This window comes from Vibrio barjaei, assembly GCF_001639065.2.
Taxonomy (GTDB): domain Bacteria; phylum Pseudomonadota; class Gammaproteobacteria; order Enterobacterales; family Vibrionaceae; genus Vibrio; species Vibrio barjaei.
In genome coordinates, this window is record NZ_LQXO02000008.1 from 41,636 (window position 1) to 61,542 (window position 19,907).

A 19,907-nucleotide genomic window follows, 5' to 3' on the forward strand; every position below is an offset into this window, starting at 1 on the left:
ATCTTAGAAAGTGGCCGCTACCCCAATTGACGACCGCTTAATATCAAAGGCGAACAGCGTGACTGTTCGCCTTTTTCTATTCTTCGTACTTAAGGCTAAGAGACTTTAAAGGTGCTTATACCAGAACTGAGCTGATGGCCGTTTTCCATTAACCGCTCACTGGCTTGAGCCAGTTTTTGAGCTTCTAGTGCTGATTGATTACCGTGATCAGCAATCTGCGTTAGGTTTTGGCTAATTTCGTCGGTCGCTAAGGTTTGCTGTGAACTGGCTTCAGCGATTTGCTGATTCAGCGAAACGATAGCGTTCACTTGAATGTCGATCTCTTGCAGCGCAAGCTTGGCGTTGCTCGCTTGTTCTAATGTTTGTTGTGATTGTTGCTGAGTTTGTGTCATCGATTCACTTACTTGCGCCGCTTGATCTTGCAACTTCAGAATAATCAGTTCGATTTCGTCCGTGCTGCTTTGAGTGCGGGTGGCCAATGTGCGAACTTCATCTGCAACCACCGCAAAGCCTCGGCCCTGCTCTCCCGCACGCGCCGCTTCGATAGCGGCATTGAGCGCGAGCAAATTGGTTTGTTCAGCCACGCCACGAATCACCTCTAAGACAGACCCTACTTGTTGGGTGTCACTCGCCAGTAGCTTGATGTTGTTATCCGTTTCCGTAAGACGCTCTGAGAGGGACTGCATGTATGACGCGGCAAGTTCTATCACTTCGCTACCTTGCTGTCCTTGTTCACTGGCTAAAGTGGCTGCATGAGCGGCATGCTGAGCAGAGTTGGCCACTTCTTGGTTACTGGCATGCAACTCGTTCATAGCGGACGCTACGGTATCCACAGCTTGCTGTTGCTGCTGCGATTGACTCGCCCCGTTTTGTGCCACAGCGTTAAGGGAAATGGCAGCTTGGGTGATGTTGTCGGTTACCGGTTTAATATCGCTAATGATGTGTTCCAACTTATGTGTGAAGCGGTTAAATGCAGCGGCAATATGACTCAATTCATCATTGCCTTGCTCTGGCAGCTTCTTCGATAGATCGCCGTCACCGCTGGCGATCTCTGTCAGTGCCTTTAATGTTTCGCGGCAAGGTTTCGCAATACTGCGGCTGATGAGGGTGGCACATGCCAACATAAAGCCCAGCGCAATCAAGACGGTTATCAAGATTTTCTGTATGGCTTGCCAGACTTGCGCTTGAACATCATCGATATAGACACCAGTGCCGATAATCCATCCCCAAGGCGTAAAGGTCTTGATATAAGAGACTTTTTCTACGGGGGTTTCTGAACCAGGCTTAGGCCAGAGATAAGGCACAAAGCCCGCTAGCTGTTGCTTTGCAACTTGCACCATCTCTACAAACAGTTTTTTACCACTGGGATCGGCAATTTGACTGAGATTCTGCCCGTTTAGTTGTGGCTTGATAGGATGCATGACCATGGTAGGGGTAAGATCGTTAACCCAAAAGTAATCGTTCCCTTCATAACGAAGACTCTGTATTGCTTTAGCAGCTGCTGCTTGAGCCTGCTGTTGACTCAATTGGCCGGACAATTGTTGTTGGTGGTAATGATCGACAAGCGTGTAGGCACTCTCAACTAAGTGGCGAGTTTTGGTTTTCTTTGCCGCTATCAGGGACTGTTGATAATCAACTAGGGCGAGAACGAGCGGGACCATCAGTGTGATGGAGACAATCGCTATCAGTAGATAGAGACGAGTTTGAATAGAGCTACGGCGCAAAAATGTGGCATTCATCCTAAGAACTCCTTTTTCTTAAAGGTGAACGCATTACCAACAGGGCAGTTGGCATGCTGACTTTCATTGTTTGTTATTGTGTGGCCAGTCTGACAAGGTTTTGTCGTTATTGTGCGTTCTACGATACGTGATGGTGAAACATCCGGCTATTCCCTAATGGTCTAAGATTTGACCCAAGTTCCGCTTTATCGAATGCAATATGGCTGATAACAGCAGAGTTGTGATCTACAGACAATAAAAAAGCCAGAGCTAGGCTCTGGCTTTTTCACAAAAACAATCACAATGGATTAGTTCATGCCGTATTTCTTAAGTTTCTTACGAAGAGTACCGCGGTTGATACCCATCATAGTTGCTGCGCGAGTTTGGTTACCGCGAGTGTACTGCATGATGGTGTCTAGTAGCGGCTGTTCTACTTCCGCTAGAACTAGTTCATACAATTCAGTGACGTCTTGACCATTTAATTGAGCAAGGTAGTTCTTTAGAGACGCTTTTACAGAGTCGCGTAGAGGCTTCTGTGTGATCTGGTCTTGAGATGTTACTGTAGTAACTGTCAATGGTTCTGAAGTCAAATTTTGTTCGAACATAATCGGTTTAGCTCTTCTCGTAATTATGATGCAACGTTTTCAAAATAGCCTTGCAATGCGTTCAGCTGCTCATTAGCCGCTTCAATCGCGTTGAAGGCACGGCGGAACTCACTGGCTTGTTCATGTTCTTTTAAATACCAGCCAACATGCTTACGAGCGATGCGTGGACCTAAATATTCACCATAAAACTGATGAAGTGCCTGAACATGACCTAGCAAAATGCCTTGTACGTCCTCGGTGGGACGCTCTGGCATCAGTGTACCGTTTTCCAAATAGTGTCGGATTTCCTCAAAAATCCATGGCCGTCCTTGGGCCGGACGTCCAATCATCAAAGCGTCTGCACCGGTATAATCCAGTACGAATTTCGCTTTCTCAGGGCTATCGATATCACCGTTAGCAATAACCGGTATAGAGATAGCGTTTTTAACCGCTTTGATGCTGTCGTATTCTGCCTCGCCTTTGTACATACAAGTTCTGGTTCGACCGTGAAGGGCGAGTGCTTGTATGCCGCAGTCTTCGGCTAGTTTTGCAATTTGGACACAGTTTTTATTGTCTGTATCCCAGCCCGTACGGGTTTTCAATGTCACAGGGACATCTACGGCATCAACCACAGTACGCAGAATATCTTCGATAATGTCTGGGTACTTAAGCAGAGCTGAGCCCGCGAGCTTTTTATTCACTTTTTTAGCAGGGCAACCCATGTTGATGTCGATGATTTGCGCACCGTTCTCAACACTGAATTGTGCCGCCTCAGCCATAAGCTTGGGATCGGCACCTGCTATTTGCACCGAGCGAATACCAGATTCACCCTCGTGCACCATGCGTTGCTGTGACTTAGCTGTTTTCCACAGTTTCGGGTTGGATGACATCATTTCACTGACCGCCATTCCCGCACCGTAACGAAGGCACAACTCTCGAAACGGTCTATCCGTAACACCCGCCATAGGCGCCACAATCAGATTGTTCTTAAGTTGGTATTGTCCGATTCTCAAAACATTGCCACAGGTTTACACAAGCAAGGGCGCGCATTTTACGCATTTTTTCGGTGCGTGAAAAGACTAATATTTGAGCATTTACAATTTGTTTCTGCAAATTGCCTGATTTTCAGACGTTTAGTGGTAAAACTATTCTGTATCAACAAAAAAAAGCAGTACGTTAGCGAGCTAACGCACTGCTTTGTAAATAATAATGGTTACTTTTTACCCGAGATTCGACACCATTCATTGAGCTCAACGATTGGGTCGATAGTCATCTCATCACGGTAATAGTTCGCAACATCTTCTGCTTGGGTGTCTAATACGCCAGACATGGCAAGTTGGCCACCTTCTTTCACTAAGCCTTTAATGATGCCAGACAGGTCACGAAGAGGACCTGCAAGAATATTGGCAACGACCACATCGGCAATTAAGCCTTCCGGTTGGTTTTGTGGTAGGAATAGCTCCAATTGGTCAGCAACGCCGTTGCGCTCTGCGTTATCTTTCGATGCGGTTAGAGCTTGAGGATCGATGTCGATCCCGATGACTTTTGCAGCACCAAGCTTGATCGCGGCGATTGCTAGGATCCCAGAACCACAACCAAAGTCGATAACGGTTTTACCAGCAAGGTCTAAAGACTCAAGCCACTCAAGACAGAGAGCTGTAGTTGGGTGTGTACCTGTGCCGAAAGCCAGACCAGGGTCTAGCATCACGTTAACAGCATCTGGCTCTGGTACATCGCGCCAGCTTGGGCAAATCCACAGGCGTTCGCCAAACTTCATTGGATGGAAGTTTTCCATCCACTCACGCTCCCAATCTTTGTCTTCAAGCTGCTCAACTTTATGAGCAAAGCCCTCAGCGAGCATGTTTGACGCGTTGATTTGCGTCAAAATAAGCTTGGTGTCTGCTTCTGCATCGTACAGGGCTACGATGTCAGTATCGCCCCACAGACGAGTTTCGCCAGGTAACGGCTCAAAAACAGGGGTATCATGTGCATCCAGGAAGGTGACAGATAGAGCGCCTGTTTCTTCCATCAACATATCGCCGATTTGTTCAGCGTTTTCGTTGGTTGCATTTAGTTTGATTTGAATCCAAGGCATGAGTTGGGTCCTTGCTTGACGAATTTTGCGCAGAGTGTAGCAGATTCGTGTTAAGTGAGCATAAAAAAACCCACCGTAGTGGGTTTTTAGTATTTTTAGAAAGGGCTTAGCTCATGCCAAGCTTTTTCTCTAGGTAATGAATGTTGGCGCCACCGTGTTGGAAGTTCTCATCATTCATGATCGATTCTTGAAGTGTGATATTAGTTTTAATACCTTCCACAATCATCTCACTCAGTGCGTTCTTCATACGAGCAATGGCAACGTCGCGGTTCTCACCAAAGGTGATCAGCTTGCCGATCATAGAGTCGTAGTGAGGAGGCACAGTGTAGCCTGTGTAGATATGAGATTCCCAACGAACCCCCATACCACCCGGCGCGTGGAAACGCGTGATAGTGCCTGGGCATGGTAAGAAACGCTCAGGATCTTCCGCATTGATACGACACTCGATAGCGTGGCCACGAAGTTTGATGTCATCTTGAGTGAAAGACAGTGGCTGACCTGCAGCAACACGAAGCTGCTCTTTGATTAGGTCTACGCCCGTTACCATCTCTGTTACTGGGTGCTCTACCTGAATACGAGTGTTCATTTCGATGAAGTAGAACTCACCGTTTTCGTATAGGAATTCGAACGTACCCGCACCGCGGTAACCAATTTCAATACATGCACGAGTACAACGCTCACCGATGTACTTACGCATTTCTTCCGTAATGCCTGGAGCTGGAGCTTCTTCCACTACTTTTTGGTGACGACGCTGCATAGAACAGTCGCGCTCACCTAGGTGAATAGCGCCACCTTGACCGTCAGCAATCACTTGCACTTCAACGTGACGTGGGTTTTCTAGGAATTTCTCCATGTAAACCATATCGTTGTTGAAAGCGGCTTTTGCTTCTGCACGTGTCATAGCGATAGCTTCAATAAGCTCACCTTCGTTACGAACTACACGCATACCACGACCACCGCCGCCTCCAGAGGCTTTGATGATGACTGGGTAACCAATGCGCTTAGCGTGCGCTTTGTTCTTCGTTTCGTCGTCGTCTAAAGGACCATCAGAACCAGGAACGCAAGGAACACCTGCTTTCTTCATTGAGTTGATTGCCGAAACTTTATCACCCATCAGGCGAATTGTTTCTGCTTTTGGACCGACAAAAATGAAGCCGCTACGCTCTACTTGTTCTGCAAAGTCAGCGTTTTCAGATAGAAAGCCATAACCCGGGTGGATAGCAACGGCACCAGTCACTTCCGCTGCACTAATAATGCGTGGGATATTTAGGTAGCTATCGATGCCGCGTGCAGGACCAATACAAATGGTTTCGTCTGCTAGTAGCACGTGCTTGAGATCACGGTCAGCCGTTGAGTGAACCGCAACCGTTTTGATACCTAGCTCTTTACATGCTCGCAGAATACGTAGTGCAATTTCACCACGGTTCGCGATTACTAATTTATCTAACATAATGAGCGCTCTCTATTATTCGATAATTACTAGAGCTTGATCGAACTCAACAGGTTGGCCATCTTCAACAAGGATTGCTGCAATTACACCAGACTTGTCTGCTTCGATTTGGTTCATCATTTTCATCGCTTCAACGATACATAGAGTATCGCCAGCATTAACTTGTTGGCCTACTTTTACAAATGGTTTCGCATCTGGGCTTGGAGCGCTGTAGAACGTACCAACCATTGGAGAAAGAACTTGGTGACCAGCTGGAGCTGCTGGCTCCTCTGCTGATGCCGCTGGCGCTGCCGCCGCAGGAGCTGCTGCAGGTGCTGGCGCTGCTGGTGCAGGTGCTGCTGCGTATTGAATTGGTGCTGGTACTGAACTTACCGGACTGTTGCGGCTGATACGTACCGATTCTTCACCTTCAGAGATTTCTAGCTCAGCAATGCCAGATTCTTCTACAAGTTCAATTAGCTTTTTAATTTTACGAATATCCATGTTTCTTTCTCTTTATCTTGTGAGTAAGACGGCCTCAAATATTGAGCCGTAGAGTATTTGGTTATTTTGCTTTCAGGGCTTTTATGGCAGCTGAAAGCGCAAATTCATAGCCTTGCGAACCCAATCCGCAGATAACACCTTGGGCAACATCAGACAAATAAGAATGATGACGGAATGTTTCTCGAGCATGAACGTTAGATAAGTGCACTTCAATAAATGGGATTGAAACACCCAGTAAGGCATCACGTAGTGCAACACTCGTGTGCGTAAAAGCAGCAGGGTTAATAATGATAAAATCAATATTACCATGCGCAGCATGGATGGCTTCAATCAGCTCATATTCACGATTTGACTGGAGATGGGACAATTCAATATCCGCGAGTGATGCTTGATCAGTTAAGTTATCAACGATTTGCGCTAGTGTTTCATTTCCATAATGACCAGGCTCTCTTAGACCTAAAAGGTTAAGATTTGGTCCATTTAAAACTAGAATTCGTGACTTTGCTGCCATAATGTCGCCATCTTCGGTTAACGTGAAATAAACGTGATTTATTTCAAGTCTACATAAAAAAATGAGGGTCTGAAAAGCTCATAACCATCATATTTTTAAAAATTGACCAAGATTATAGCTAATTCACAGCATTTAGCAGCAATTTACTGGTCTAATCACCTATTGTCTGTCAGAAAAATTGCAACACAGAGCACATTTTGACGTCACCTTGATAAATCCTGATACAAAAAAACCGCCCGAAAAGTGGGCGGTTTGTTGATTACGTGTCAAATAAGTTAAGCAAGTTCGGCTTTTTCTGCAATGAGCTTATCTACGACGCTTGGATCTGCCAAGGTAGAGGTATCACCAAGGTTGCTGGTATCGCCAGTCGCAATTTTGCGTAGGATACGGCGCATGATTTTGCCTGAACGAGTCTTAGGTAACGAGTCAGTCCAATGAAGTACATCTGGAGTAGCGATTGGGCCAATTTCTTTTCTCACCCAGTCTTTCACTTCTTTATGCAGCTCTGCCGATGGGAATTCACCGTCATTAAGAGTGATATAAGCGTAGATAGCCTGACCTTTAATATCGTGTGGAATACCAACAATGGCAGCTTCAGCAATTTTATCGAAGGCAACCAAGGCAGATTCAATTTCGGCGGTACCCATACGGTGGCCTGAGACGTTTAGCACATCATCAACACGACCAGTAATCCAGTAGTAGCCATCTTCATCGCGACGAGCACCATCACCAGTAAAGTACATGCCTTTAAATGTAGAGAAGTAGGTTTGCTCAAAGCGGTCATGGTCACCATAAACCGTACGCATCTGACCTGGCCATGAATCTAGAATGACAAGGTTACCTTCGGTGGCACCGTCAATAACATTGCCCATATTGTCTACCAGAGCAGGCTGAACACCAAAGAATGGACGTGTTGCCGAGCCAGGTTTCAGTTCGGTTGCTCCTGGCAATGGGGTAATAAGAATGCCACCTGTCTCAGTCTGCCACCATGTGTCGACGATTGGTGATTTCTCATTGCCGATGGTCTTGTAATACCATTCCCAAGCTTCTGGGTTGATAGGTTCACCAACCGAGCCCATGATGCGCAGACTATCGCGAGTCGTGCCTTTGACAGCTTCATCTCCTTTAGCCATTAATGCGCGGATTGCTGTTGGGGCGGTATAAAGAATATTAACCTGATGCTTATCAACTACTTCACTCATACGACTTGTGTCAGGATAGTTTGGGACACCTTCGAATAGAATCGTTTTAGCCCCGTTTGCCAGTGGTCCATAAACCAAATAAGTATGGCCAGTGATCCAACCTACATCAGCGGTACACCAGAAGGTTTCACCTGGTTGATAATCGAAAACGTATTTAAAGGTCATGGTGGCGTACACGAGATAGCCACCTGTGGTATGAAGGACACCTTTTGGCTTACCAGTAGAGCCAGAGGTGTACAGAATAAACAGTGGGTCTTCCGCTTTCATTTCTTCTGGAGGACAAACGTCAGAAGCTTGCGCTGTTGCTTCATGCCACCAAACGTCACGGTGCTCGTGCCATTCGACATCGCCTCCGGTGCGTTTTAGTACCATTACTTTACTAATGGTTTTTACATCTGGATTGGTCAGTGCTTCATCGACATTTTTCTTAAGTGGAACAGCACGCCCACCACGTACTCCTTCGTCCGCTGTAATAACGACCTTGGCATCGGAGTCGATAATGCGTCCAGAGAGCGCTTCAGGCGAGAAACCACCGAATACCACCGTATGAACTGCACCAATACGAGTACAAGCTAACATAGCGATGGCGGCTTCTGGCACCATTGGCATATAGAGGCAGACGACATCGCCTTTGTGAACCCCTTGAGCTTTTAGTGCATTAGAGAACTTACACACTTCTTTATGAAGCTCGTTGAAAGTTAGAGTCTTGTCATCTTCTGGGTTGTCGCCTTCCCAAATAATGGCAACCTCATCACCTTTATCCGCTAAGTGACGGTCGATACAGTTGGCAGATACGTTCAGAGTGCCGTCTTCAAACCAGCGAATATCAACGTGTCCGGTATCGAATGAGGTTTGCTTTACTTTGGTAAATGGCTTAATCCAGTCAACGATTTTTCCATGCTCACCCCAGAAGGCTTCAGGATCGCTGATGGATTGTTGGTACATGGATAGGTAAGTGTCGTCATCCGCGTGAGTGTTTGTTTTAATATTTTCTTTTACCGGATAAACATGAACTTCACTCATTGCTTCTCTCCTTGTGAATTGAGCTTTTTTGACTAGGGCTGAACTAGATCGTGTATTAACTCTCGGCTAGATTGCGGTATTCAGCAATTAGACTTTAGGCTTAGTATAGGAAAGACAAACAAAATTAATGACTTACAAGCCGACGTTATTGAGAGCTAAGTCGCATTCTGACTGATTAGCATAATTAGCTCTGTGGGCGAAAGGGTGGAAGTGAGCCCCGAGTCAGCTTGAGATAGACCATGGCGGCGGCTTTTGCGTCTTCCAATGCGTCATGTTTGTGATAATTAGGAATCTGCAAATGTCGACAGATAGCCTCCAAACTCAGATCGAAGTAGCCATTGGGAAGCAGCTTGAGTAGTTTATCATTGTAGATCTGACTGACTTCAATGAGCTCATTGGGTAGGGGGAACCCAAGGTGTTTTTTAGCTGCGCGATCAAGAATCTTCTTATCATAACGGATGTGATAGCCTACCAGAGGTCGATTACCAATAAAGTTCAGCAGTGCTGATATTGCTTGCTTTTCGCTAATGCCGTGTTTGAGCTCATCGTGAGTAATATGGTGGATCTTCACTGAGTCTTCTCCTAGCGATTTGGGTGCAGACAAACGCACTTCAAATGGGTCACTGGTGATTATCCGGTTATCAATAATTTTAGTTGCGGCGATGGTGACAATCTCTGCCACACTTGGGTCTAGACTTGTCGTCTCACAATCTAAAGACACATACTCATTGTGTTTGGGGCGTGCAAATAAGTGCCGATGTGGTGAGTGCCGTAAATGATAGCGCCAATAGGCTCTTGAGATAATATTCATGGTACTGCCTTGCTCCGCTGAAATTTAGTGGCGTATTTGGTAGTGATACCCCAGCCACTGTTTAAATTTTTTCACGACATGGAATCCATGGCGCAGTAAATCTCGCTCTGGTCTTTCTAGATCATTAAGTTGAATGGCATTGCTAATATCGTGATGAGACAACTGCTGTTGCAGCCTGAGTTTAAAGAAATGCTTGAGCGCTTCGGCCAAGTTTTCTGCGGTGGAGGTTTCCAATACTCGCTTATTGACCAGTTGTTCGATGCGATCAAAGGTGTTGGTTTCGTTGATACCATACTCAAGGCTGATGGCACGTACCCCGTGAACTATCGGGAAGATACCGCCTTGTTTAAGATCCACACCTTGTTTTGATGATTTAACATTACCAAACAGAGTCAGAGGCACTGCAAAGTTGAGGGCTGGGCGAGTGAATTCGGTAAGGATTGCCTCTTGACCTTCCATCTGCTGCTGCAAGTGTTGCTTAACTGGTGTTAACAATTCGGCGTTCCCTGCAACAGCTCTCGCGTCGGCCAAAATTGCGATTTCCATAACACTTTCACTATCAGCGCTACTAACGAGTTGTTCTATGCGCTTTTTCCATTCGCTGGTGGTGTTGACCCAATGAGCATTGCTGACCATAACGTTGCCAGGGCAAAGTGGGTAACCTAGCCTGGCCAGTGTATGATTTAACTCCTTGAGCGCGCTGTCTTTATTAGGCCAATCAATACCGTCTTCTAAGATAAGCGCGTTATCTTGGTCAGTTTTTAGAATCTGTTCTCCACGACCTTCTGAGCCCATGACGATAAGACAGCAGTGACCGTGCATCGCAGGTGGCAGAATAAGCTCAAACGCGCGCTCAATGATTTGCTCGTTGATAGCAGAAACCAGCTCCATCATAAATCGAGTTCGGATGCCGTTAGTCACGAGACTATCGACCAGTTGCTGTTGTCTATTAGACGCTAATGCCAGTTCATCGACATTGTTGGCTCTGGCGATACTGAGTGACAGCACATGCGAGTGTGTGGAGAAAGCACTGAGGATTTGGGTCATATCGAGCATGCCCACCGCTTTCTTCCCTTCGCACACCATTAGTCGTTTTACCCGCTGTCGAGTCATAGTTACCATTGCATTGAAAAGGAACTCTTCTTTGTCGACTTGATGAACTGGAAAAGTAGCAATTTCACTGATTGGAGTGGTGTTAGGTAGGTTTTCTAGCACGATGGCATGGAGCATATTGGTGCGAGTGACTATGCCGTAAGGCAGGGTATTAGGGTGGCGCTGTTGAGTGTCTGTATCCAGATTCAGTTCAATTAATGCGGCGTCGACACCATGATTGAGCAGCTGCTGAGTGACGTCAGTAATGGTTAAGTCAGGCTCTAGAATTAACGGAGGGTGGTAGATGTCTTCGTCGACTTTGGTCAAGATGAACTCAGCAAGGTTTTGCTGTTTCTGTGCTTCTTCTATTAGCTGCTGACGGGTGGCCAAACTGGTATCAAAGTAGGCCGAAAATTGCCCGTTGCTATGATAAAGAGATAAGAATACCTCTTTAGGTAACAAGTAAACTAAGGTGTCCTCTAACGCGACATAATTGTGTTTCACGTTATCGCCCAGTAAAGCACGGACGTCGAAGAGATCATCGTAGGTATAATGAGCAAATACTTCTTGGTTGTGTTCATCGCGTTCTTCGACAGAGCCTTTAATAATGATATGTAAACTGTCGCTGGGTGAGCCAGCACGCAGCATGACGTCCTTATCTCGAAAATACGCGACATCTAAGGCTGTTCTTAGCTGATCTTGTTGCTGTTCGGTAAGTCTGTCGAAAGGAGGTGACGACATATTGAATTTATCAGGCATAAAAACGAGCTCCGTAACCGTGGCTATGCTGATAGTCTGGCAAAATTAACGACAAGCTCCAGACGACTTTAGTCGAATATTGGCCACGTAATATTTAAGGCATTTTGATATGGGGAAATTCATTTCTATAAACAATTCCCTTTTTTGCAAACGTTTCGCATTGCATAATGGGCGCGATCTTATTCAGAGCGTCTCTTTGCTCTCTTTCCTGTCGTTGTTTTAGGTTGCTGCTATGTTGAGTCCATCCCCATTCGCTTGGGTATCCCAATATTTATTTGGTTTCTTTTTTGCCTACGGTGTTTATCTGCCTTTTTGGGCGTTGTGGTTTGAAGACCAAGGGGTATCTGCAGCAGATGTCGGCATGTTGATGGGATTAGGCTTTGCGACTCGCTGCGTTGCAAACCTATTGATTACTCCACGAATTCACAAGGCAGAAAGTCTGTTACCGGCACTACGCTGGGCAACGTTAGCATGCACCATTTTTGTCGCTGCTCACCTAGCAGCAGGCCCGAGTTTTATGATGCTAGCCTTGGTCACTGTCTTGTTTAACCTCAGCTTTGGCCCGGTTGTGCCTTTATCCGATGCGATGGCTAACCACTATGCGAATCGCAGTATGTTGGATTATGGCCGTACCCGACTTTGGGGTTCTATTGCCTTTATAGCGGGTTCTTCTGTGGTGGGTTACTTAGCCTCACAGTTTGGCGCGAATATGATTGTTTACACCGCGATTGCTGGTTTCGTGTTCTCGATGTTGCTGGTGATGCGCAGTCCAGCGACTATGCCAGTTTCTCAACATGAAGATGATGCGGTTAGGCCAAAGCTGACATTACTGTTAAAAGATTGGTCGGTGATACGCTTTTTGGTGCTTATTGCGCTTATTCAGGGAAGCCATGCCGCTTATTACAGCTTTAGCTCTATTTATTGGAAGGAAGCAGGCCACCCAGAAAGCCTAATTGGCTATTTGTGGAGCCTAGGTGTGGTATCGGAAGTGCTATTGTTCGCTTTCAGTAAGAAATGGTTTGCAGGATGGTCGCTACGCACTCTGTTTGTTATTTCTTCTGTGGGTGTCATGGTTCGTTGGGGTTTGACTGCTTCAACGACCGCCGTTGGCGCACTTGTCGTTATCCAGTTACTGCATGGTGTGACCTTCGCGATCGCTCATATTGCTGCCATTCAATACATCCAAAAGTCTGATGCCAACAAGATGGTGGCATTGCAGGCTCTGTATAACGCCATCCCACTAGGTGCCTTTATCGCGTTGATGATGGCAGTCAGTGGCTGGGGCTACGAACTGTGGGGAGCCAATGTATTCTGGGGGATGGCGGTGATGGGCTTCCTCGCACTGTTTATTAAAGTTGAGCCGAAAAACAAAGGCGTGCGAGATATCAACGAAAATTCTCAGCCTGAGCCACAGAATTGAGGCTGAACATTTGTGAAAATTAGTGATAGCCCTTTAAATAATAGTTAAGGAATTTAAAGGGATATCACAACATGCAAGGATGGGTAGTCGTCCCCGTTTCACTGGCGTACTTGGGGGTTTTGTTTCTTATTGCGTGGTATGGAGACAGACAAAAGAAATGGTTGTCTAACTGGCGACCTTGGGTATATAGCTTGTCTATTGCTGTGTATTGTACTTCGTGGACCTTTTACGGAACCGTTGGTCAAGCCAGCTCCAATCCTTGGGCATTCCTACCCATTTATATCGCACCCATTATTGTCTTCACATTAGGCTGGCGCGTTATTGCCCGCCTTATTTTGATAGCAAAGCGCGAACACATCACTTCAATCGCAGATTTTATTGCCGCACGGTATGGCAAGTCTCAGGGCTTAGCGGTAGTGGTGACGCTAATTGCGGTAGCCGGCATCTTACCTTACATAGCATTACAGCTTCGCGGTATTACTATGGGGCTGGATGTCGTCGCACCAAATCTGGCTGATGAACTGGGCTATCAAGACAATCATATTTCGTGGTTTGTTGTTGGCGCGCTAGCGATCTTTACCATGCTGTTCGGCACTCGTCATATCGATAATACCGAGCACCATCGTGGTATGATGATGGCTGTTGCTTTTGAATCAATTATCAAATTGGTGGCGTTCCTCGTTGTTGGCTTTTTCATTCTTTACTTGGCATGGCAACGCCCAGATATCCATCTTGGTGAGCTGGCATCGAATACCTATCAACCCCCTAATATTCCTACCTTGTTAATTCATACTGGCCTGACCATGATGGCGATCGTGTGTCTGCCGCGCCAGTTCCACACGATTGTAGTGGAGAATGAGCGCGCCCAAGATTTACATACTGCAAGGTGGCTGTTCCCCGCGTATTTGGTCTTAATGGGGATATTTGTGTTGCCAATTGCTTGGGTAGGACAAGGCTTATTGATGGGGACGTCTCCGGATACCTTTGTCATCAGTATTCCTAAGTTTGCAGAGGCGAACAACATCGCCTTATTGGCGTTTTTAGGAGGCACATCAGCCGCCAGTGGTATGGTAATTGTGTCTACCATCGCATTGGCTATTATGGTGTCGAATGATCTGGTGATGCCATTATTGCTGCGCCGAATTAAACTGGCTCACCGCTCACACCGTCATTTATCCGGTCTGCTGCTTATTATTCGTAGAGCACTCATTTGCTTGCTGTTGTTTGGCGCTTGGGCGTTTTATCAGGCGCTGGACACAATACACTCTCTATCGGCGATTGGCTTTCTGTCATTTTCGGCTATTACTCAGTTTGCACCTGCTTTGATAGGGGGGATGTACTGGCGTCTTGGTAATCGAAAAGGGGTGTATGTCGGACTGTTTGTTGGGTTCGCAATTTGGCTGATCACCCTGATGAGTGAAACCGGGCTGTTAGCTGGCGATGCGACCAATAACCTACTTTTACGAGTGATTACGCCACCCGATATTCTCTCATCTCTACATATTGAAAGCTCTGACTGGGGCATGCTGATTAGCGTCGTGTTGAATGCTATTTGCTTTGTAGTGATTTCACTGGCCACTCGTTCAAGCCTAACGGAAAGACTGCAATCGGCTTCGTTTGTTGGTACGCCACTTCCTGAAAGTGAGAATCTAAGCTTATACCAAAGCCGCGTTACAGTGGCGGAACTGGAGATGCTTGCCTCTCGGTTTGTTGGCAGAACCAGAGTTAGAAGTGCATTTCGTCAGTTTTGGAAACAGCAGGAAAAGCAGCCTTTACACAACCAGCAAGCTTCTGCAGAGCTAATTCGTCATACCGAACGTGTTTTAGCCGGGGTGTTTGGTGCGTCATCGGCCAAATTGGTGTTAACGTCAGCCTTGCAAGGACGAAATATGCAGCTTGAGGAAGTGGCGACCATTGTCGATGAAGCGTCGGAGCTTTATCACTTTAGTCGTGGCTTGTTGCAAGGGGCAATTGAGCATATTGGGCAAGGCATTGCGGTGGTAGACAAACAGCTTAGGTTGGTAGCGTGGAACCGTCGATACCTCGAGCTATTTAGCTTTCCTGCTGGTTTAATCCAGGTTGGCAGGCCCATTGCAGATGTCATTCGTCACAATGCAGAACAAGGCTTATGTGGACCAGGTGATCCTAATGAGCACGTTCGCAAACGCATTTATTATCTGGAACAAGGCTCTCCTCATACGTCGTCTCGAGTGCGTTCCGATGGTAGCGTGATCGAAGTTCAAGGTAACCCTATGCCCGGCGGCGGTTTTGTCATGAGCTTTACTGACATTACGGTATTTAGAGAAGCGGAAAGTGCACTACGTGATGCGAATGAACGACTTGAAGAGCGAGTGATTGAACGCACGCAAGAGCTCGAACAGCTCAATAAACGGTTGGTATTTGCCACCAAAAAGTCGGAATCGGAATCGCAATCAAAAATGCGCTTTTTAGCTGCGGTGAGCCATGACCTAATGCAGCCACTAAATGCTGCTCGTTTATTTGCCTCTTCTTTATCGGAGGCAAGCAAGGATGATGAAACACGTCAGCTCTCTTCTCATATCGAAAGTGCATTGGGAGCCGCCGAGGAGTTGATTGGTGATTTGCTGGATATTTCACGCCTTGAGTCTGGGAAGTTGCAGACTAACGTGCGCGGGTTTCAGCTGTCGGAAGTCTTTAACAACCTGAAAGCGGAATTCAGTGCGATCTCTATCGGCCAACAGATTGATTTCTCGGTCGTCTCTTCATCGCTCATCGTAAAATCTGATCCAAAATTGCTGCGCCGCGTGTTACAGAACTTCCTCACCAATGCGTTTCGTTATAACCCAGAAGGCAAGGTGCTGCTAGGTGCAAGAAGAGTTAACGGGCGAGTAAGAATTGATGTCTGGGATGATGGCATTGGCATTCCTGAAGACAAGCAAAAAGAGATCTTTAATGAGTTTACTCGGGTAGACCAAGCACGCGCGGATCAAGGCCTTGGGTTGGGGCTTGCGATATCACGCGGTATTGCAAGAGTGCTTAATCACCAGATATCGATGCGTTCGTGGCCGGATAGAGGAAGCGTTTTCTCGATAACTCTGGATGTCGCGACTGAAGTGGCTCCGGCTGCCGACAAAGCAAGAGTGGCACCAGATGCGGGGTTAAGTCATCTCAAAGTACTATGCGTGGATAACGAACCCGATATTTTAGTCGGTATGCAAACCTTACTAGCTCGATGGGGGTGTGATGTTCGAACGGCATTGGATCTGGTTGCAAGTCTTAAGCATTTAGAAGAGGGGTGGGAGCCTGATGTCATTCTATCGGATTACCGATTAGACAATGGACGTACTGGGTTGGAAGTGCTTCAACAGTTTAGGTTAAGAATGGGTGATTCATTTAATGGTGTTATTATTAGTGCCGATAGAACGGACTCTATGTTAGAAGGCATTAAGTCGAATGGCTTCAAGTTTATTGCTAAACCTGTTAAGCCATTAAAGTTGAGAGCTATATTAAGTCAATAAAATGTCAGAGAAAATTCAATTGTTATGGTTATGTTTTCTCCTTTTCTATGTCTTTACTAAATATGTTGTTGTCTTTACCTTCGTTGACAGACTCTTTACAAATGAGTCGGTAATCTAGACTTCACTCACAGAGAGTCAGCCAACAATAAAAAGGTGAATACATGAAAAAACTACTAGCCATCACATCAATAGTTTTAGTTTCTGGAAGTGTGTTTGCAGGAAGCGACTTAGGCAATACGGAAATTAGAACATCAGCTTTCGACTCGAAGCAACAAGCTTATGAAGCTGGGTACGACCTGATAAAAGACCTAAAAGCAATGCCACATGGCGAACTTGCTCACGAGTTAAAACTCAATGGCCATGATACGGAATTTAATAGTATTGAACTAAATGACACAGAAATTGTGGTTCAGGAATTTGCGGAAAAACAAGGTGTTATTAAATATCGTGCTCTTGTTGATGTAAATTATCAATATGACGAGAAAGATAGTTAATATCACGAAGGTCTTATATATCGAGATGCGTTAATCTGAATTGGTTATCTAATCGTAGAAAAGCAACAAAACTATCATTATTAATGATAATGAATGTCATTATGTGTTGTATTTTTACTACCTTTGGATTACTTAATTTTTAGTAAGTATGCACCGTAATTAAGTTGGAGTCCGTTGAAGTACTTAGCTTAACACCAACATTTTTGAATGTACGGTGAGGGGATATCCCCAAAAGGAAACAATGAGGTGAAATTATGAAAAAACTAGCACTTATTACAGCATCATTAGTTATGTCTTCTGCCGCTATGGCAACCACTACGAGTTTGGTAGGCGATGCCGACTTCCGTACAGAGGGATTTAGCACTAAAGAGCAAGCTTATGAAGCAGGTTTTAAAATGGTCAACGATTTGAAATCTACCCCATCTACCGATTTAGTGTATAAACTCCGAGTAAACGAGAATGATTTGCTTCGCAACTCCATCGAAGTCCAAGATGCTCAAGTTACCGTAGAAGAGTTCGCGGAGAACAGCGGTAACATCATGTATCGTGCCGTTATTGATGTCGATTACTCTTACAAGGAGCGCTCATAAGAGCTCCGTTAAATGTAAAGGCCACCGCAATTTTGCGGTGGCCTTTTACGTTTTGGTTTTACGATATTAGTGGTCGTGTGCTGCGCCCGCACCTTTCGGGTAGCGGATTGACTCAACCATATCTTGTACTTCTTTTGGCACTTCTGCGGTGAACTTGTTAACGATGATAGAAACCGTAAAGTTCAAACACATACCTAGCGTACCGATACCTTCTGGGCTGATTCCGAATAACCAGTTATCAGGTGTATTTGCTGCTGGGTTTACGAACTTGAAGTAGATGATGTAAGCTGCAGTGAACAAGATACCTGAAAGCATACCTGCGATCGCACCTTCTTTATTCATCTTCTTATAGAAGATACCTAGGATAATAGCCGGGAAGAAGGAAGCCGCTGCTAAGCCGAAGGCGAACGCGACTACCTGAGCCACAAATCCTGGTGGGTTGATACCTAGGTAACCTGCACCTATTACGGCGAGTGCGGCGCCTATCCGGGCATACATCAATTCTTGCTTGTCGGTCATATCGGGTTTAAAGCCTTTCTTGAGCAAGTCGTGCGAGACGGCCGTAGAGATAACAAGCAGTAGACCCGCTGCGGTAGAAAGTGCGGCGGCAAGACCACCAGCAGCCAGCAATGCGACTACCCAGTTTGGTAATTGAGCAAGCTCTGGAGAAGCCAGTACAATGATGTCACGGTTAATCTTCATCTCATTGCGTTCGTCGCCTGAGTAGAACATTCTGCCGTCACCGTTTTTATCTTCCCAACCTACTAGGCCAGTGCTTTCCCAGTTTTTATACCAGCTTGGTGCTTCAGCTGCGGCGACACCTTTCATGTCTGGGCCGTTGATCGTGTCAATCATGTTAACGCGAGCGAAGGCTGCTACTGCTGGCGCAGTGGTATAAAGTAGCGAGATAAAGACAAGTGCCCAACCTGCTGAGATACGTGCATCTTTTACGCGAGGTACTGTGAAAAAGCGAATAATAACGTGAGGTAGACCCGCAGTACCAACCATTAGAGCAGCACAGATAAAGAAGACGTCGACCATACTCTTCGAGCCGTCAGTATAGGCGGTAAAGCCAAGCTCTTGAGTCAGCCCATCAAGCTTATCGAGTAAGTAGGTTTCAGATCCCGAGATAGTTGAACCAAAGCCCACTTGTGGGAAGACTGAGCCTGTCATCATAAGTGAAGTGAATACGGCTGGTACTAAGAATGCAAAAATCAACACACAGTATTGAGCCACCTGAGTATACGTGATGCCTTTCATCCCACCCATTACCGCGTAGAAGAAGACGATCGCCATACCGATAACGATACCAAGGTTAATGTCTACCTCTAGGAAGCGCGAGAATACAACACCAACCCCACGCATTTGTCCTGCCACGTAAGTGAAAGAAACGAAAATTGCGCAGAATACTGCTACCATACGTGCCGTTTTAGAGTAGTAACGATCACCGATAAAGTCAGGCACGGTAAATTTGCCGAACTTACGTAGGTATGGGGCTAGACATAGAGCAAGTAGAACATAACCACCGGTCCAACCCATTAGATATACCGCACCATCGTAACCGATGAATGAGATAATACCTGCCATTGAGATAAATGATGCGGCCGACATCCAGTCAGCTGCCGTAGCCATACCGTTCGCTACAGGGTGAACACCACCGCCAGCGACATAAAATTCACTTGTTGAACCTGCGCGTGCCCAAATCGCAATACCGATATAGAGTGCGAAGGTGATACCAACAAGAATAAACGTCCAAGTTTGAATATCCATTAGTGTGCCTCTTAGTCTTCCTGTACGTTATATTTCTTGTCGAGAGCGTTCATACGAGCGACATAAACAAAAATCAGTGCAACAAAGGTGTAGATTGAACCTTGTTGTGCAAACCAGAAGCCCAGTTTAAATCCGCCAAACTGAATAGCGTTAAGTGCGTCAACAAACAGGATTCCTGCGCCGTAAGATACGATGAACCAAACGGCTAATAGGGATCCCATGATTCCTAGATTTTCCTTCCAATAGGCTTGAGCTTGTTCTGATGATTCGAACGCCATGGCCTTCTCCTTTTGTGTGGTGTTAACGTATTGTTACGTTTAATAAGGTAGCAGGCTAAAGGCGATAACTCAGTGCAACTTTAGTCGACAGCAGAAAATGATTAAGCACATATAAAACAAAGCGTTGATG

Annotated in this window: 16 protein-coding genes; 4 read left to right on the plus strand and 12 right to left on the minus strand. The window is 46.0% G+C overall.

Going from position 1 to position 19,907, the window contains the following annotated elements; genetic code table 11:
* Window positions 1-95 precede the first annotated feature (95 nt).
* From AWH66_RS04250 to AWH66_RS04295, 10 genes are all read right to left on the minus strand, one after another.
* Window positions 96-1,739: a methyl-accepting chemotaxis protein gene (locus AWH66_RS04250; RefSeq protein ID WP_063604277.1), complete on the minus strand. Its 1,644-nt coding sequence runs from the start codon at window positions 1,737-1,739 to the stop codon at window positions 96-98.
* Between the two features lie 287 nt (window positions 1,740-2,026).
* Window positions 2,027-2,323: a DNA-binding transcriptional regulator Fis gene (gene fis / locus AWH66_RS04255; protein ID WP_006073423.1), complete on the minus strand. Its 297-nt coding sequence runs from the start codon at window positions 2,321-2,323 to the stop codon at window positions 2,027-2,029.
* A gap of 23 nt (window positions 2,324-2,346) precedes the next feature.
* The gene (gene dusB, locus AWH66_RS04260) at window positions 2,347-3,315 is read right to left on the minus strand and encodes a tRNA dihydrouridine synthase DusB (protein WP_063604278.1); all 969 of its coding nucleotides are present in this window, start codon (window positions 3,313-3,315) and stop codon (window positions 2,347-2,349) included.
* Between the two features lie 200 nt (window positions 3,316-3,515).
* Entirely contained in the window at window positions 3,516-4,397 is an 882-nt protein-coding gene (prmA, locus tag AWH66_RS04265; RefSeq protein ID WP_063604281.1) for a 50S ribosomal protein L11 methyltransferase, read from the minus strand.
* 106 nt (window positions 4,398-4,503) lie between these two features.
* Window positions 4,504-5,847: an acetyl-CoA carboxylase biotin carboxylase subunit gene (accC, locus tag AWH66_RS04270; RefSeq protein WP_063604283.1), complete on the minus strand. Its 1,344-nt coding sequence runs from the start codon at window positions 5,845-5,847 to the stop codon at window positions 4,504-4,506.
* Between the two features lie 15 nt (window positions 5,848-5,862).
* Window positions 5,863-6,330, minus strand: a complete 468-nt coding sequence (accB, locus tag AWH66_RS04275) for an acetyl-CoA carboxylase biotin carboxyl carrier protein (RefSeq protein WP_063604286.1) — start codon at window positions 6,328-6,330, stop codon at window positions 5,863-5,865.
* 61 nt (window positions 6,331-6,391) lie between these two features.
* Window positions 6,392-6,841 (minus strand): type II 3-dehydroquinate dehydratase, encoded by a 450-nt coding sequence (gene aroQ / locus AWH66_RS04280; protein ID WP_063604288.1) that lies wholly within the window; start codon window positions 6,839-6,841, stop codon window positions 6,392-6,394.
* Window positions 6,842-7,116: 275 nt separating this feature from the next.
* Entirely contained in the window at window positions 7,117-9,066 is a 1,950-nt protein-coding gene (acs, locus tag AWH66_RS04285; RefSeq protein WP_063604290.1) for an acetate--CoA ligase, read from the minus strand.
* A gap of 184 nt (window positions 9,067-9,250) precedes the next feature.
* Window positions 9,251-9,877 (minus strand): 3'-5' exonuclease, encoded by a 627-nt coding sequence (locus AWH66_RS04290; protein WP_063604292.1) that lies wholly within the window; start codon window positions 9,875-9,877, stop codon window positions 9,251-9,253.
* Between the two features lie 24 nt (window positions 9,878-9,901).
* Entirely contained in the window at window positions 9,902-11,728 is a 1,827-nt protein-coding gene (locus tag AWH66_RS04295; protein WP_063604293.1) for a putative nucleotidyltransferase substrate binding domain-containing protein, read from the minus strand.
* A 232-nt stretch (window positions 11,729-11,960) separates the two neighbouring features.
* On the opposite strand from AWH66_RS04295, the gene AWH66_RS04300 reads away from it, so the two are divergent.
* The 4 genes from AWH66_RS04300 to AWH66_RS04315 all read left to right on the plus strand — a co-directional run bounded on the left by AWH66_RS04300 (window position 11,961) and on the right by AWH66_RS04315 (window position 17,729).
* On the plus strand, window positions 11,961-13,148 hold the full coding sequence (locus AWH66_RS04300) for a 3-phenylpropionate MFS transporter (RefSeq protein WP_063604294.1): 1,188 nt from the start codon (window positions 11,961-11,963) through the stop codon (window positions 13,146-13,148).
* A gap of 71 nt (window positions 13,149-13,219) precedes the next feature.
* Window positions 13,220-16,645 (plus strand): hybrid sensor histidine kinase/response regulator, encoded by a 3,426-nt coding sequence (locus AWH66_RS04305; protein WP_063604295.1) that lies wholly within the window; start codon window positions 13,220-13,222, stop codon window positions 16,643-16,645.
* 161 nt (window positions 16,646-16,806) lie between these two features.
* The gene (locus tag AWH66_RS04310; protein WP_063604296.1) at window positions 16,807-17,139 is read left to right on the plus strand and encodes a DUF3316 domain-containing protein; all 333 of its coding nucleotides are present in this window, start codon (window positions 16,807-16,809) and stop codon (window positions 17,137-17,139) included.
* 254 nt (window positions 17,140-17,393) lie between these two features.
* A complete protein-coding gene (locus tag AWH66_RS04315) occupies window positions 17,394-17,729 on the plus strand; it encodes a DUF3316 domain-containing protein (RefSeq protein ID WP_063604298.1) in 336 nt (111 codons plus the stop codon).
* Window positions 17,730-17,795: 66 nt separating this feature from the next.
* Here the strand turns inward: AWH66_RS04315 and AWH66_RS04320 are convergent, their stop codons facing one another.
* Window positions 17,796-19,499, minus strand: a complete 1,704-nt coding sequence (locus tag AWH66_RS04320) for a sodium:solute symporter family protein (RefSeq protein WP_006075414.1) — start codon at window positions 19,497-19,499, stop codon at window positions 17,796-17,798.
* 11 nt (window positions 19,500-19,510) lie between these two features.
* Window positions 19,511-19,777: a DUF4212 domain-containing protein gene (locus tag AWH66_RS04325; RefSeq protein ID WP_006075415.1), complete on the minus strand. Its 267-nt coding sequence runs from the start codon at window positions 19,775-19,777 to the stop codon at window positions 19,511-19,513.
* Between the last annotated feature and the right edge of the window lie 130 nt (window positions 19,778-19,907).

What these genes read in the sequence shown, in the direction of transcription:
- AWH66_RS04250 (WP_063604277.1), bottom strand. Translation starts at nt 1,739, where the DNA reads ATGAATGCCACATTTTTGCGCCGTAGCTCTATTCAAACTCGTCTCTAT.
- fis (WP_006073423.1), bottom strand. Translation starts at nt 2,323, where the DNA reads ATGTTCGAACAAAATTTGACTTCAGAACCATTGACAGTTACTACAGTA.
- prmA (WP_063604281.1), bottom strand. Translation starts at nt 4,397, where the DNA reads ATGCCTTGGATTCAAATCAAACTAAATGCAACCAACGAAAACGCTGAA.
- accC (WP_063604283.1), bottom strand. Translation starts at nt 5,847, where the DNA reads ATGTTAGATAAATTAGTAATCGCGAACCGTGGTGAAATTGCACTACGT.
- accB (WP_063604286.1), bottom strand. Translation starts at nt 6,330, where the DNA reads ATGGATATTCGTAAAATTAAAAAGCTAATTGAACTTGTAGAAGAATCT.
- aroQ (WP_063604288.1), bottom strand. Translation starts at nt 6,841, where the DNA reads ATGGCAGCAAAGTCACGAATTCTAGTTTTAAATGGACCAAATCTTAAC.
- acs (WP_063604290.1), bottom strand. Translation starts at nt 9,066, where the DNA reads ATGAGTGAAGTTCATGTTTATCCGGTAAAAGAAAATATTAAAACAAAC.
- AWH66_RS04290 (WP_063604292.1), bottom strand. Translation starts at nt 9,877, where the DNA reads ATGAATATTATCTCAAGAGCCTATTGGCGCTATCATTTACGGCACTCA.
- AWH66_RS04295 (WP_063604293.1), bottom strand. Translation starts at nt 11,728, where the DNA reads ATGCCTGATAAATTCAATATGTCGTCACCTCCTTTCGACAGACTTACC.
- AWH66_RS04300 (WP_063604294.1), top strand. Translation starts at nt 11,961, where the DNA reads ATGTTGAGTCCATCCCCATTCGCTTGGGTATCCCAATATTTATTTGGT.
- AWH66_RS04305 (WP_063604295.1), top strand. Translation starts at nt 13,220, where the DNA reads ATGCAAGGATGGGTAGTCGTCCCCGTTTCACTGGCGTACTTGGGGGTT.
- AWH66_RS04310 (WP_063604296.1), top strand. Translation starts at nt 16,807, where the DNA reads ATGAAAAAACTACTAGCCATCACATCAATAGTTTTAGTTTCTGGAAGT.
- AWH66_RS04315 (WP_063604298.1), top strand. Translation starts at nt 17,394, where the DNA reads ATGAAAAAACTAGCACTTATTACAGCATCATTAGTTATGTCTTCTGCC.
- AWH66_RS04320 (WP_006075414.1), bottom strand. Translation starts at nt 19,499, where the DNA reads ATGGATATTCAAACTTGGACGTTTATTCTTGTTGGTATCACCTTCGCA.
- AWH66_RS04325 (WP_006075415.1), bottom strand. Translation starts at nt 19,777, where the DNA reads ATGGCGTTCGAATCATCAGAACAAGCTCAAGCCTATTGGAAGGAAAAT.